Source organism: Rothia mucilaginosa (assembly GCF_001548235.1).
GTDB classification, from domain to species: domain Bacteria; phylum Actinomycetota; class Actinomycetes; order Actinomycetales; family Micrococcaceae; genus Rothia; species Rothia mucilaginosa_B.
In genome coordinates this window covers 463,156-477,283 of sequence record NZ_AP014938.1, presented here as the reverse complement: position 1 = coordinate 477,283, position 14,128 = coordinate 463,156, and the positions used below count along the sequence as shown (strand labels likewise).

Here is a 14,128-nt window from a genome sequence, read left to right as displayed (position 1 = left end):
TCTCCTGCTCCAAGGATACATCGGCAGGATTGGCGAATATAACGCGCATCATACTGTTCTATCTTATCGATTGGTGTTCAATAATGTGTATTCCAGAGCGCGCTTTGAGACAGATTTATACGATTACGCTGGATCTAATCCTCGTCTTCGGGCGCTAGCCACAATTCGGTCACAGCAACCTCGCGGCGGCGCAGCATATCGCGTAGCGCGTGGATGGACAGGCCCACCACCGTGTGGAACTCGCCCTCAATACCGCGAATAAACGCCGAACCGTAGCCGTCCAGGGTAAAGGAACCGGCCACCCAGAGCGGCTCGCCGGTAGCAATGTACGCCTCAATCTCTTCGGGGCTGAGCGTATCGAAGTGGACGGTAGCGCTGCATAGCTCAGCAACAGCGGGTAGCTCAGCAACAGTGGGTAGCTCAGAAGCGGCGGGCAGTTCGGCACCCGGCTCAATGTCGCGCAAATCCACGAGCGCGTGACCGGTATGCAACACGCCGTAGTTGCCACTCATGGCGCTGATGCGCTCGCGCGCCGCCTCGGCGGTGTGCGGCTTGCCGTAGGCAACACCCTCAAACTCGAAGACCGAATCGCATCCCAGAACCAGCGCATCGCGCACACCCTCGGCGGCAAGTTCGGCGGCAACGGCCTGCGCCTTCAACTGCGCCAGCAGGGAGGCGGTTTCAGCCGGGGTGAGTCCCGCACGGCCCTGCGCTCGCGCCTGCTCGTTGGCGGTGGCGAGTGCGGCGTCCTCATCTACGGAGGAGACGCGCACCGTGAACGCGATGCGGGAGTCTTCCAGGAGCTTGCGGCGCGCCGGGGAGGCGGAGGCAAGAATCAGTCGGGTCGGTGAAGCGCTGGTAGTCATGGGTTCTATTTTAGAGTGTCGCCGGTGAGTTTTACTCTCGGGTGCAGATTGAGGGTCACTAGGTGGAACCCCTCAGTCGGCGCGTCAGCGTTGAATATGGATCCTTGGCGTAATCTGGGGGGGCGTGATCTGTGGGAGGGACGGGCTGGAGTGCCGAGCCCGGCGGGTATAAAAAGAGCGTGTCCCATCCCCCTCAACCACGTAGGAGATGGAACACGCCGTTCAAAATCATAACTCTTCTCAAGAATTAAAGAAAAGAAGAATCAATAATGACATTTTTATGACGTTTGACAAATGTATTTCGTCCGTGCTGTGCGCCCATGCTGGGGAGGCGCGGGCGGTGGAGAAGCTACACGGCGCTAAGCGGTACCGCCTAGCGCCGTGCGCGTGAACCTTTGCCTGATGAGCTCGCCAGATTAGCGGCGTACCGCGTCCTCCACCTCGTGAAGTCGCTGCGCCTCACCGGCGATGCGCTCATCGTAGAATTCCTGAGCCACGAAGCCGCCCTCCGAACGGGGAGCGTTGTAGAGCTCCTCGTCCAGAATGCCCTCGCGGCGAGCCACAATCGCGGGAACCAGAGCCTGACCGGCAACGTTCAGAGCGGTACGGCCCATATCAACAATCGGGTCGATCGCCAGGAGCAGACCCACGCCGTCCAGCGGCAGACCCAGAGTGGAAAGGGTCAGGGTCAGCATCACGATAGCGCCGGTCGTACCGGCAGTCGCAGCCGAACCGAGCACGGACACCATCACAATCAGCAGGTACTGGGTGAAGTCCAGCTGAATACCGTAGAACTGAGCCACGAAGATCGCGGCAAGAGCCGGGTAAACCGAGGCACAACCGTCCATCTTGGTGGTCGCACCCAGCGGAACCGCGAAGGATGCGTAGGCGCGGGGAACACCCAGGTTGCGTTCGGCAACGGTCTGGGTCATCGGCATCGAACCCATGGAGGAGCGGGACACGAAGCCCAGCTGAAGCGCCGGCCACACGCCCGAGAAGTACTGGCGGACCGACAGGCCGTTCGCGCGAACAATAATCGGGTAGACCACGAGGAAGACCAGCAGCAGGCCAATGTAGAGGGCGATAACGAACGCGACCAGCGAACCCATCGACGCCCAACCGTACGCGAACACTGCCTTAGCGATCAGACCCACGGTGCCCAGCGGTGCCAGGCGAATAATCCACCACAGAATCTTCTGAATAATCGCCAGGGCGCTCTTGACCACGTCAATGAACGGCTTAGCGGACTCGCCGACCTTCAGTGCGGCAATGCCGACCGCGCCGGAAATGACCAGGATCTGCAGCACGTTAAAGGATGCCGAGGCGGTGATGCCTGAATCACCGGACTTAGCGCTGACACCCAGACCCAGGAAGTTCACCGGAATCAGACCGGTCAGGAATGCGGTCCACGAACCGGTCGAGCCGGTGTACGCATTGCCCTGCACCTGCGCGCCCACGCCCGGCTGGACAATCAGGCCCATTGCAATACCAATGAGCACCGCGAAGAACGCGGTAATCGCAAACCAGATGAGCGTGTTAACCGCCAGACGCGCCGCGTTCGTCACCTGCGACAGGTTCGAGATGGAGGCGACCACGGCGGTGAAAATCAGCGGAACAACAGCAGCCTTCAGCAGGGTGACGTAGGAGGAGCCGATGGTATCTAAGGTCACCATGAGCCAGTTGGGGTTGCTCTTCGCGTCCCCACCCAGTGCGAGAGCGAGCGCGCCGAGAACAATACCCAGAATGAGGGAGGCAATGATTTGGTTGCCGAAAGAAGTAGCCCACTTGGGCAGAGGTGAACGAGATGATGCATGCGGTGTAGACATGTGGCATACTCTAAAACTTTTGCGCACTCCGGCGCGAGTTTGTGTGAAGAAGTATTGCAACCCGGTGCAGTGGAGGGGATGTATGACGAATCGTGACCTTCCTGCGGCACCTTTCGGGGGGGGGGGAGAGAGAGAGAGAGAGCACCTTTCGGTAGCGCAACTAACAAAACATCCAACGGCACATCCAACAGCGCGCCCACCAGCGCATCCAACAAGTGCATCCATTGGTGCCGCCAGCTGACCCCCATAGGCGGTTAAAACGGCTGATAGTTATTCGGGAGCCACCGCAAAAGCAAACAGAAAGGAAACAACTGCGCAACATGCGGGGAAGCTTGCTGAGATTTTGCCGTCAGCTAATAATCCGAAAGCTAGGGCTTGATATGCTGGAACCACACCGATAGTCCGGCGAAAGTCGCCGGATGATGCTGTACCCACTCAGCTTCATGTACGCGTTGAGCGTTACGCCACGCACCACCTTTCAAGGAGAGATGCATGAGTTCTGCTCCCCAATACCCCGGCGGAACCACCACCCCTAACGGCCCGAAGAAGCCCCGCAAGCGCATGGAAGCGGTTGCAGATTTCGCTACCCGCGCCGCACAGACCTCAGCCCAGCAGACCCTGAACCTGGGCGCGACCCGCCCCGGCATCGCCAAGATGATTGCCGTAGCTGGCGCTGGCGTGCTGCTGGTTGGCGGTGGCATCTTCGCCTACAACTCCATGCACCAGGAAGAGAACGCATTCTTGTCGCAGGGCGAAGAGTACGCCCGCGTCTGCCAGGATGCGAAGACTGGTCTGCGCGTGGAAGATAGCGAATGCGAGAAGGCAGGTGTTCAGGAGCCGACCGACTCGTCCAGTAGCGATTCCTCGGGCTCGTCGAGCTCGTCGGGTTCTTCCAGTTCCTCGGGCTCCTCTAGCTCCTCCGGTTCTACCTCATCTGGTTCGACCACCACCCACAATAATTCGAATGCGTTCCTCTGGTACTACCTGGGCCGCCAAAGTGCCGCGAACTCTACCGGCACCCCCACGGTTCCCGGTGTGGGCACCAAGCTCTCCGGAGGCAGCACCACCCGCCCCAGCAACGGCACCGTCTACAGCGGTGTGTCCTCCAAGGGCGGTAGCTTCGAAGATTCCTACCGCACCGCGAAGAAGTCCTCCACCGTCTCCTCGGGCAAGGTGACTAGCACCAACAACTCCGGTAAGACCTCCGCGGTACGCAATAAGACGACCGGCTCGGTCTCCAGCGGTAAGCAGGGCACCAGCAATAGCGGTAGCACCGGCTCCTACAGCAAGTCGAACACCTCGAAGTCCGGTTCCAAGTCGGGTTCGTCCTCGAAGTCTGGCTCCTCGTCGAAGTCTGGTTCTTCCTCGAAGTCCGGCAGCAAGGGCGGTTTCGGCGGCGGCTCGAAGTCCGGTGGCGGTACCTCCGGCGGCTAAGCCATCAGCCATGACACTGAATGCGGGCAGGGACTGAGCGGTCCCGCCCGCATTTTCCTCACTATTTTCCATTCACTACTTCGAAGGAGCCTAGCCCCTCATGCGCCGCGAAGAATTTCCCGTCGGCCGACCCGACTGGGAGAACGTCATCATTGAGGAAGGCCTCACCTACAGCGTGGACGGCCCCCACGACACCGACCACTACTGGAACGAATACGCCGCCTACATTTTCAGCCCGCAAGAAATGGACTCTGTGCGCGCCCAGGCGGAAGAAATGCACCGCATGTGCCTGGAAACCGTCGAGTATATTGCCTCCGGCGCGTTCGGTACCCTCGGCCTGCCCCAGGCGGCGTTCAACCTCGCCGTAGAATCCTGGAACCGCCGCGACGCCGACTTCTACGGACGCTTCGACTTCACCTATTCGGGCGTGCCCGGCGACCCCATGAAGCTGCTCGAATACAACGCCGACACCCCCACCGGTATCGTGGAGGCGGCAGTCAGCCAGAAAACCTGGGCGAAAGACCAGCGCCTCGACACCCGCGGCTACGCCCACTGGGGCGAAATCGGTGAAGCCTTCACCAACCGTTGGCGCCACATCTTTGCCCCCGAAATCACCGCCGGCGTGAAGCCCGTACTGCATCTGGCGCACGTGAGCCCCGAGATTGACGAGAACAACGAGGACTACAACAACCTCTGGCTCATCGCCTACGCGGCGCAGCAGGCGGGCATCAAAACCCACATGATTCCCATCGACGAAGTCATCTTCAACGAAGAAACCAAGAGCTGGGAAGACGCCCAAGGGCGCGCCATCACCAATCTCTTCAAGCTCTACCCCTGGGAAGACCTGGTCACCGACAGCGAAGCAGGCTACGACAAGCTCCTCTTCGCCTACCACGGCGCTATGGACCGCTGGATCGAGCCGGCGTGGAAGATGTTCCTCTCCAATAAGCTGCTGCTCGCCGCGCTCTGGGATAAATACCCGGGCCACCCGAACCTCGTACCCACCTACGCGGGCCACCGCGGCGGCATGCGCAACTGGGTTCGCAAACCCATCTTCGGACGCGAAGGCGACGGCGTAGAAATCTACGCCCCCGACTACGACGTCTTCATCAAACCCGAAGACGACGACTTCTTCGCCAACGCCCCCGAAAGCGAATTCATCTACCAGGAGTACATCCCGGCACCGCGCTACGAAGGCATTATCAACCCGGTCAGCCACCCCATCCTCGGCGTGTGGGTGGTCGACGGACGCACCGTAGGCGTGGGTATCCGCGAATCGAACGGCGCGCTCACCGACTATTGGTGCCGCTTCGCCCCGCACCTGGTGGATCTGAACGACTCCACCGGCATGGGGTTCGGCACCACCGACCCCGGCACCGCAAACTTCGGATAGCACTCAGAAGTCACGAAAATACAGCGAAGCCCCCGCCTCAGCCAAAGCTGAAGCGGGGGCTTCATCTATAGAGTTCCTATGCGGAGGCTCTAGTCCAGAGGCTACTCATCTAGAGGTTATTCGTCGTCCTCGTCGTCGTCATCCTCAGTATCCAGAGGAAGCATCATCTCATCGGTCAGGGCGCGGCGCAGAGTGTCCAGACCCACCGAACCAAGCAGAAGCGCACGCGTGTGGAACGCACGCATGTCATCGCCGCGGCGCAGAGCCTGATCGCGCAGCTCCAGCCAGAGGCGCTCGCCAATCTTGTAGCTCGGCGCCTGACCCGGCCAACCCAGGTAACGCAGGAACTCGAAACGCAGGTGACCCTCGGACTCGTCCAGGTTCAGCTTCAAGAACTCGTAACCCAGCTCAGAAGTCCAGATGGTGCCCTGCTCAACGCCCAGCTGCTCAGCCCACTCATCGGGAATCGGCATCTCGCAGTGAACACCAATATCGAAGACCACGCGGGCGGCGCGCATACGCTGAGCGTTCAGCATGCCCATGCGGTCACCCGGATCCTTCAGGTAGCCCAGTTCCTCCATGAGGCGCTCGGCGTACAGTGCCCAGCCCTCACCGTGACCGGAAACCCACAGCATGTTCGTGCGCCAGGAGTTCATGGTGCCCTGCAGAGCCGTAGCGATAGCGATCTGCAGGTGGTGGCCCGGAACGCCCTCGTGGTACACGGTGGAGGTTTCACGCCAGGTAGTGAACGTGTCCTCACCCTCGGGAACCGACCACCACATGCGACCCGGACGCGAGAAATCGGGGGAGGGGCCGGTGTAGTAAATACCGCCCTCGTTCGTGGGCGCAATGCAGCACTCAATGCGGCGCATGGGGCCGCCAATTTCGAAGTGGCTGCCAGCCAGGTTCTCTACCGCGGCGTCGGCGAGCTTCTGCATCCACGCCTTCAGCTCATCGGTGCCGTGCAGCTGACGCGCCGGATCCTCATCGAGCAGCTGCTTTGCACGCTCAATGCTTGCGCCCGGCTCAATCTCCTCGGCAACCTCACGCTGACGAGCAATAATGCTCTCCAGTTCCTTCACGCCCCAGGCGTAGGTTTCGTCCAGGTCAATGGTGGTACCCAGGAACGAACGGGAGTGCAGGCTGTACGCCTTACGGCCCACAGCGTCGCGGGAGGGAGCGACCGGCTGCAGCTTCTCCACCAGGTAGCTGTTGAGGCGGCGGTAGCCTTCCTTCGCAGCCTCGGCACCGGCGGCAGCCTCATCCTTCAAGGAGGGGACCGCTTCGGCGACCTCGGCGGCGAGCTCGTCAAAGAAACCACCGGGAGCGTAGTATGCGGCGGTCTGCTCAATGACAATATCCACCTGGCGGCGCGGGGCAACCTTGCCCTCTTCACGAGCCGCCTCAAGAGTCTGGATGTAGCCCTCCAACGCCTCGGTCACGCGGTGCATACGACCAATAATGTGCTCCCAGTCCTGCTGGGTGTTGCGCTTCATCAGGTCAAAAACCGAGCGCACCTCCTGCGGGACGGAGGCAATATTGTTCAGCTGCCAGCCACCAAAACCAGCCTTGTACTGCTTGCGGTACAGGCTCAGGCGCTCCTGCAGAGCATCCAGGGTGACCAGGTCAACGTCGTCAATAGGCAGAACGCGGTCAACCTTCTTCAAAGTCTTCTTCGCAAGGCGCGCAAAAGCCTTCTCGCCGGCGGGCGAGTAGTCGGGGTATAGGGTCTCTACGCCTTTACGACCAAGTTCGGTCGCCTGGACGGGGTTCAGGTCGAGGACCTTTTCAAAATATTCGTTAGCAATCTGATCGACGTCGGTCAGCGAGCGCTTCAATCGGTAGATGCTGGGAAGTTCCTGGTAAGTGCTCATGTTCATATCCTAACTCAGGGGTGTGCCTTGAACCACGAATTTCGGTGATTTAGGTCGCCTAAACCGGCAATATTACGGATTGAGCGGCACCGAATGCGAGGAAAACGGCTTACCTGTGGACAACTCACCGGGGTAAAGGCGCGAAAACGCCCCGGCTTTCTCCCTGAACGCGCAGGGAAGAGAAGACCGGGGCGCCCCAGATAGGCTAAAAACTGCTAGCCGGCGAAGTATTCACCGTTGAGTTCCAGCAGACCGTTCGCACCCTCGACCACGCCGAGGCGGTGCGCAATGAGGCGGTCCTGCAGCTCATCGCCGGAGACCAAGTCCACCAGAATGTTCGGGTACTTGGTCGAGCAGCGGATGAACTCGTCGTACGCCTCATCGCTGAACGCAGCGTTCGTGATGAAGGTGCCGAGCTGACCGCCGCGGGCGTGAATCGCCAGGAAGAATGCGGTAATATCCTGCGGCTGAACGCTTGCGGAGAGCACACCGCCAGCTACCGGGCGCAGAGTACGCACGTAGAACGCGCGTTCTTTTTCGCCGGAGGCGGGGGTTGCTACGCCGTCCACGCCCTGAGCATCCAGAGCCTCTACCGTGTAGCCGCGCATCAGGAACAGATCGAAACCAATGCTACGGAAGCGCTCCTCAGACACCTGAGCGAGTGCCGGAGCCAGCGCCTCGCGGCGGAAGACCTGACGGTAACGCTTCAGCGCCTCACGCACCTGAGCGGCAGCCACCTGCAGCGCGGTCGAGGGCTCAGCAGTCGAAACAGCCGGAGTGGACACAGCAGGAGCGGAAACAACCGGCTGAACAGGAGCTGCAACGGGCGCAGAAACAGCAGGAGCGGGCACAGCAGGCTGGGCGGTAGCCTCAGCGACCGGTGCCGCCGGAACCTCAGCGGGTGCCTGGACAGTAGTCGCTTGGACAGTAGCCGCTACCGGCGAACCAGCCGGACGCGCCAACAACGCCGGAGAAGCACCCGGCACCGGAGCCAACGGCTCACGAGAAGCACCCTCACGAGCAGCCAGACGAGCCTGACGCTCCGCCGCGCGCGCCTCCTTAGCGGCCTGAAGAGCCTCCTCACGAGCCTGCAACTCAGCCGCAATATCCTGAGGCAGCTTGTGCTTGAGCGACTGCGGCGGCAGCGGCGCCATGCGGGCGGTCACCGCCTCCGGAGCGCCCTCCGGGAATCGCTTGAGCAGCTCCTTACCCGCCTCGCTCAGCTCATAACGCTCCGGGTTCTTACGGGAGGTACGACCGGTACCCTCACGCAGAGCGTTCAGGTAGCGTTCGCCCTTGAGCACGTGCATCGCCACCGAATAGCGGTTACGCAGACGCGGGGTCAGCTTATAACGGTGCGGAGCAACCTCACCCTGCAGGTACGGGATATCCAGGGCGATCTTCAACTCATCGTAGATGTCGTAGTAGGAGATACGCGGGTTCTCCTCCACGAGCTTCAGAATCGGGTACAGCAGCTGATGCGGGTACGGCAGAGCGTCCACCGCCGCAGGATCCAGCAGGGCCGAGGCCACCAGCTTCTGAACGCTCGGCTCAGCCATCTGCGCCAGAGCCGGCGCGAAAGCAGGACCCAGCGAGTAGACGGTCTCGCGCTCAGAGAGGTAGTGGTGGGCGGTCAGCACATCGTAGAGGTAATCCTGCGCGTCAATCTGCACAAAATAGGGGTTCGAGGAGGCCTGCTGGATGCGCTCGTCGCGGTCAAAGACCTGCTCCAGGCTCGGAAGGCTCAGCTCCACATCGGCGCCATGGTCGTTGAGGGTGTCGAGCAGAAGAACGCCCATATGGGTCAGCAGAGCATCGGTTGCGGCAATATCCTCAGCCGTAATGGAGGCGCCCTCATCCTTCACCAGCGCCAGCACGGAGCTCAGCTCGCTCGCCGGCACGCCGGTCTCTTCGTAGCGTTCCACGAGGTCCTTCGCGGAAGGCGACAGCGAGTACAGAGTCAGCGGAGAATCCGTGTGCTCGTGAATCGTCTTGGTGCGCAGGTAGCCCTCGCGGGTCAGCAGGCTCAGCGCCTGAGCAATCACCGGCTCAATAATGCGCTGCTCCAGGTACGACAGACCGTACCAGCCCTGCACAAAACCGCACTCGCGCAGCACCAGCTCGCGAATCTTCACGGGCGCCGCCGCGGGGTAGGAGGGGGTCACGCTCAGAACGATGGGCAGAAGCTCATGCACGGTAATGTGCGAGAGCAGAACCGGGTAGAACTGCTTCAGGTAGTAGAGGTACACGCCGCTGAGGAGGGGCAGAACCGGCAGAAGCGCCTGCGCCTGCTGTTCCTTCGGGGTGCCGAGCAGTTCGCGGCCAGCCTCGCTGAGGGTGTAGTGCAAGTTGCCCGGATGTAGCTGGCTGAGGGACACCTCAAGATAGTCAGCATTGACCAGTGCCGCGATCAGCTTATTGAGCGCCTCACGGAAGAGAACATTGTCACCGACCGCAATGAAACGCTGAGTCATGTTGAACCCCAGGTCCACACCTACGGGGGTGTACATATCGGGGAAGAAAACCTTCTCGCCACGATCCTGAGCGCGCTCAAAATGGCGGAGCAGAGAGAAAGCCGCCGCAACGCTGAGAGTGCGTGCTTCCTCGGGTAGGGCCTCCCACGAGGTTTCCTGCTGCAAAGAGTGCAATTCGGAATGGTCGATATGGAGCATTGTTTTATTCACAAAAGCCACGCTGGGCTCCTTATCTGGTGTTATTTATCGTGCGGGCGTTCTTCATAGAGTGCAGTCATTCGAGCGGGAAAATATTCACACAATACTGGGTGACACCATCTTTATTTTTGGGCCGACGCTTTGGTAACCCGCCGACACTTTGGTAACCCCTCATGAAGAGAAGCACGTGAAGAGAAGTAGGAACGGCAGATTTCTCAGCCCGTTCCGCTTACGTACGGTCTTCTATGACGTGCACTCGAAAAGAACGCTTAAATTATGGTGAAGTGTCTAGACCGTCGCGGGTATATTCACTTCGTGAAATAACGCGAAGAATATATAACGCATTACCTTCATTATTGTATCGGCTGGTTTCAGAAATCATCGAGATTTCTAAAACCAGCCGATATGTGAAAAATATCCTCGCGGAAAAGTGAAAATACATTAAGTGAAATGACGCAGGAAATGCGCGAAGGTCAGAGATATTTAGAGGGAAATACCCACCCCAAAAACACCCCGGCTACTCCAAACCGCGAGGGCTACTCCAAACGGTGAGGTCTACTCCATGCCGCGGGCAAAATACTCCTCATCAATGCGATAACCGCACTCGCCCTCACCATCAAGCACACCCACACGGTGGCGAATCATCAGCTCCACCAGGTGGTGCTGATCAACCAGAGCAATATTGCGTGCGCCCGGCAAACCCTGCAAATACTTAGGCACCGGATGCGCAAAAGCACCGCAGGTCACCAAAACGCCCTGCAAACCGCCGTGTAAAAGTACCGCACCGGCGAGCTTCTGAATCTCGTTAGGGGTGACCTTCATGGTTCCGCAATAATGCTTCACCTGAATATAAATCGGCGCGAAATCCAGCCCATCAGAATAGCGGGCAATAACGTCAACGCCCTTATCGTCAGCACCGCCGGTCACCTCGGTACTAAAACCAAGAGCCGTAAAAATATCGGCAACAATCTGCTCAAAATATTCTGGCGTCACCGCGTGAATATGCTGAATCAAATCCTGCGTAAAATGCTCAGCAAACTCAGCCTGAGCGTGAATCACCGGCGAATCGCTGGCACGCAAAATAATATCCAGCGGAGACTGACCGGCAGGCCAAGAATTCGCAGTTCCAGCAGAATCCTGGGCGGGTATAGGGTAGCCGGCATCGGCTGCAGCATAAGCAGCGGGGCTCAGCTGAGCATAATCAGCGCCTGAGAAATGCGGCAGAGCATGAAGGGTGCCGGTATCAGAAGCACCAAAAATGAGGCGATGCTCCTCCTCCGCATTCTCCAATAGCGCGTTCGCCTGCTTCTTCAGCTTCTTCGCGCTCTTTGCCGTCAGACTCTGAGCGCACAACGCCTGCACCTGCTTCACCACCCGCGGCGGCACCGAACCGTGCAGATGCGGGGTGCAAGTCAGCTCTGCACCCAGGGGAGTGAGCAGATACTTCCTCTTCTCCCACGGGGTCAGACGAGGCATCAACTGGGCATAACGAAGTGCCACCAAGATCTTCAAGGTGGTGCGCACAGCCACCGCAAAATCGGTGGATTCAAGAGCCGGTAGGTTCTTCTTCGACCCCAACGCCTTAGTCTGCTGCCGCAACTGCTCACTAACATAGGCGGCGGTGCGGGGCACAGTCTTCGACAAGCGCCGTAGCGTCGGCAACAGAAGCGCGATGTAGACATCCGGTGGGGGCCTATGGTTTTTATTCAGCATCTTTGCCATGGTCCCTGCCAATTATTAATACTTATGTGACGGTATATACATCGTAGCATCAGGGCGTATCATCATCGCTTTATCGTTTCTAATATGACAAAACCGCAAGAATCAGCGCATTAGATGTTCAATAGCGCAATATATATCCTGAATTTGAGGCAAAACAATATATTCCCGTCACACCAGCCGGCGTGACGGGAATATAAGAAGCAGAGTTATCAGCCCGCGCTACATGGGGCGAGCGCGCCTCCACGAACCGGGACCGGGACGCAACGAAACACCCAGGCGCTGACCGCGGTTCAGGATGCGCGAAGCGGCACCCACCAGCAAGTTCTGCTCCTGCTTTGCGGCGCTCGCCTGCATCATTGCCACCACAGCAGTGAGGGCGGCAATCTCCTCCGGAGTGGGGGAGCCCTTAATCACCTTCAGCAGCGGCTCCTGCTCAGCGTCAGTATCCACCGAAGACTGAGCGGAATCCTTCGCGGCGCTGGAGGCGGTATCCGCGTGCGCAGAAGAACGTGCGGAGCTACGCTCAAGCTGCTCGGCGCTCTCAGTAGCCTCCGAACTATCCTTCTTTTTACCGAATGAGAAATAACTCAGCGGGTTGTAGCCTGCCAAAGGCACGCCTCCTTAAAACCTAAAACCCTGCGAAAACCTAAAATCCTGGGAAAACCTAAAATCCTGGGAATGCCCGCGCCACAGGCGGCGCGGGCACAACGCACAACGGAAGCCTACAGTGGGATGTTGCCGTGCTTCTTTGCCGGGGTAGACGCACGCTTATCGTGCAGGGCACGCAGTGAAGAAATAATGCGCACGCGAGTCTCACTCGGGGCAATAACCTCGTCAATGTAACCCAGCTCAGCAGCCTGGTACGGGTTCAGCAGCTCTTCCTCGTACTTGGCGATCAGCTCAGCGCGGCGAGCCTCAACATCGCCGCCCTCAGCTGCCAGAGCAGCCAGCTCACGACGGTACAGAATATTCACCGCGCCCTGAGCGCCCATCACACCAATCTGAGCGGTGGGCCACGCCAGGTTAATGTCGGCACCCAGCTTCTTCGAGCCCATCACAATGTACGCACCGCCGTACGCCTTACGGGTAATGACGGTAACCAGCGGAACGGTCGCCTCCGCGTAAGCGTAGAGCAGCTTAGCGCCGCGGCGGATAATGCCGTTGAACTCCTGATCGGTGCCGGGCAGGAAGCCGGGAACATCCACAAAAGTCAGAATCGGAATGTTGAATGCATCGCAATGACGCACAAAACGGGCAGCCTTCTCGGAGGCAGAAATGTCCAGGCAACCGGCGAACTGCATCGGTTGGTTTGCCACAATACCGACCGTGCGGCCCTCAACGCGGGCGTAACCAATCATCACGTTCGGGGCGTACAGCGCCTGCATCTCCAGGAAGTGGCCGTCATCGACCACGGACTCAATGACCGCGCGCATATCGTAAGGCTGGTTCGCCGAATCCGGGATGAGAGTATCCAAATCCAGATCGTCCACGCTCACCTGCGCCTCCTGGTCATGCTCCAGGGGCAGGGACTCCGCAAGGTTATTCGAGGGCAGGAACTCCAGAAGCTCGCGCACAAAGTCGAAAGCGTCTTCCTCATCCTCAGCCAGGTAGGTGCTGGTACCGGTCACAGAGTTGTGCTGACGCGCACCACCGAGGGTTTCCATGTCCACGTCCTCGCCGGTCACGGTCTTAATGACGTCCGGGCCGGTAATGAACATGTGCGACGTCTTGTCCACCATGATGATGTAGTCAGTCAGCGCGGGGGAGTACGCGGCACCGCCAGCGCAGGGGCCCATAATGACCGAAATCTGCGGAACCACACCGGACGCACGCACGTTCATACGGAAAATATCGGCAAACATCGCCAGGGAAGCCACGCCCTCCTGAATACGGGCGCCACCACCGTCGTTAATGCCGATAACCGGGCAGCCGTTCTTCAGCGCGAACTTCTGCACCTTCACAATCTTCTCGCCGTTCACCTGCGAGAGGGAACCGCCGTAGACGGTGAAATCCTGCGAATACACGGCAACTAGGCGACCATCCACGGTGCCGTAACCGGAGACCAGACCATCGCCCAGAGGCTTCTTCGCCTCCATACCGAATGCGGTGGTGCGGTGGCGGGCAAGGGCATCAAACTCTACGAAAGAACCCTCGTCCAGAAGCATGTCGATGCGCTCGCGGGCGGTGTGCTTGCCGCGCGCGTGCTGCTTTTCAATAGCTGCCTCACCGCTGGGCGCGAAGCTGCGCTCTCGACGTGCATAAAAATCAGCGAGCTTACCGGCGGTGGTGCTCAAGTCAAATTCCTGCTGGAGGTTCTCGGACATTATTCCTCGTTCCTGCT

At 59.4% G+C, this 14,128-nt stretch carries 9 protein-coding genes; 2 read left to right on the top strand and 7 right to left on the bottom strand.

Annotation, left to right across the window (positions count from 1 at the left end; translation table 11 throughout):
* Window positions 1–134: 134 nt before the first annotated feature.
* Together RM6536_RS01785 and RM6536_RS01780 are read right to left on the bottom strand one after the other, a co-directional pair.
* Complete coding sequence (locus RM6536_RS01785; protein ID WP_060823791.1) at window positions 135–866, bottom strand: Maf family protein; 732 nt, start codon at window positions 864–866, stop codon at window positions 135–137.
* Between the two features lie 416 nt (window positions 867–1,282).
* Window positions 1,283–2,692, bottom strand: coding sequence for a dicarboxylate/amino acid:cation symporter (locus RM6536_RS01780; RefSeq protein ID WP_060823790.1), 1,410 nt, complete (start codon window positions 2,690–2,692; stop codon window positions 1,283–1,285).
* Window positions 2,693–3,184: 492 nt separating this feature from the next.
* Here RM6536_RS01780 and RM6536_RS01775 point away from each other — a divergent pair, with 492 nt between their 5' ends.
* Entirely contained in the window at window positions 3,185–4,126 is a 942-nt protein-coding gene (locus tag RM6536_RS01775) for a hypothetical protein (RefSeq protein ID WP_060823789.1), read from the top strand.
* 100 nt (window positions 4,127–4,226) lie between these two features.
* The gene (locus tag RM6536_RS01770) at window positions 4,227–5,519 is read left to right on the top strand and encodes a glutathionylspermidine synthase family protein (RefSeq protein ID WP_060823788.1); all 1,293 of its coding nucleotides are present in this window, start codon (window positions 4,227–4,229) and stop codon (window positions 5,517–5,519) included.
* Between the two features lie 116 nt (window positions 5,520–5,635).
* Here RM6536_RS01770 and RM6536_RS01765 read toward each other — a convergent pair whose 3' ends face one another.
* The 5 genes from RM6536_RS01765 to RM6536_RS01745 all read right to left on the bottom strand — a co-directional run bounded on the left by RM6536_RS01765 (window position 5,636) and on the right by RM6536_RS01745 (window position 14,111).
* Entirely contained in the window at window positions 5,636–7,393 is a 1,758-nt protein-coding gene (locus RM6536_RS01765; RefSeq protein WP_060823787.1) for a DUF885 domain-containing protein, read from the bottom strand.
* Between the two features lie 215 nt (window positions 7,394–7,608).
* Window positions 7,609–10,032: a restriction endonuclease gene (locus RM6536_RS01760; protein WP_231917981.1), complete on the bottom strand. Its 2,424-nt coding sequence runs from the start codon at window positions 10,030–10,032 to the stop codon at window positions 7,609–7,611.
* 588 nt (window positions 10,033–10,620) lie between these two features.
* On the bottom strand, window positions 10,621–11,709 hold the full coding sequence (locus RM6536_RS01755) for a restriction endonuclease (RefSeq protein ID WP_231917980.1): 1,089 nt from the start codon (window positions 11,707–11,709) through the stop codon (window positions 10,621–10,623).
* Between the two features lie 297 nt (window positions 11,710–12,006).
* Window positions 12,007–12,402 carry an acyl-CoA carboxylase subunit epsilon gene (locus RM6536_RS01750; RefSeq protein WP_231917979.1) on the bottom strand — a complete coding sequence of 132 codons (396 nt, stop codon included), beginning with the start codon at window positions 12,400–12,402 and terminating at the stop codon, window positions 12,007–12,009.
* Between the two features lie 107 nt (window positions 12,403–12,509).
* Entirely contained in the window at window positions 12,510–14,111 is a 1,602-nt protein-coding gene (locus RM6536_RS01745) for an acyl-CoA carboxylase subunit beta (protein ID WP_060823784.1), read from the bottom strand.
* Window positions 14,112–14,128 lie beyond the last annotated feature (17 nt).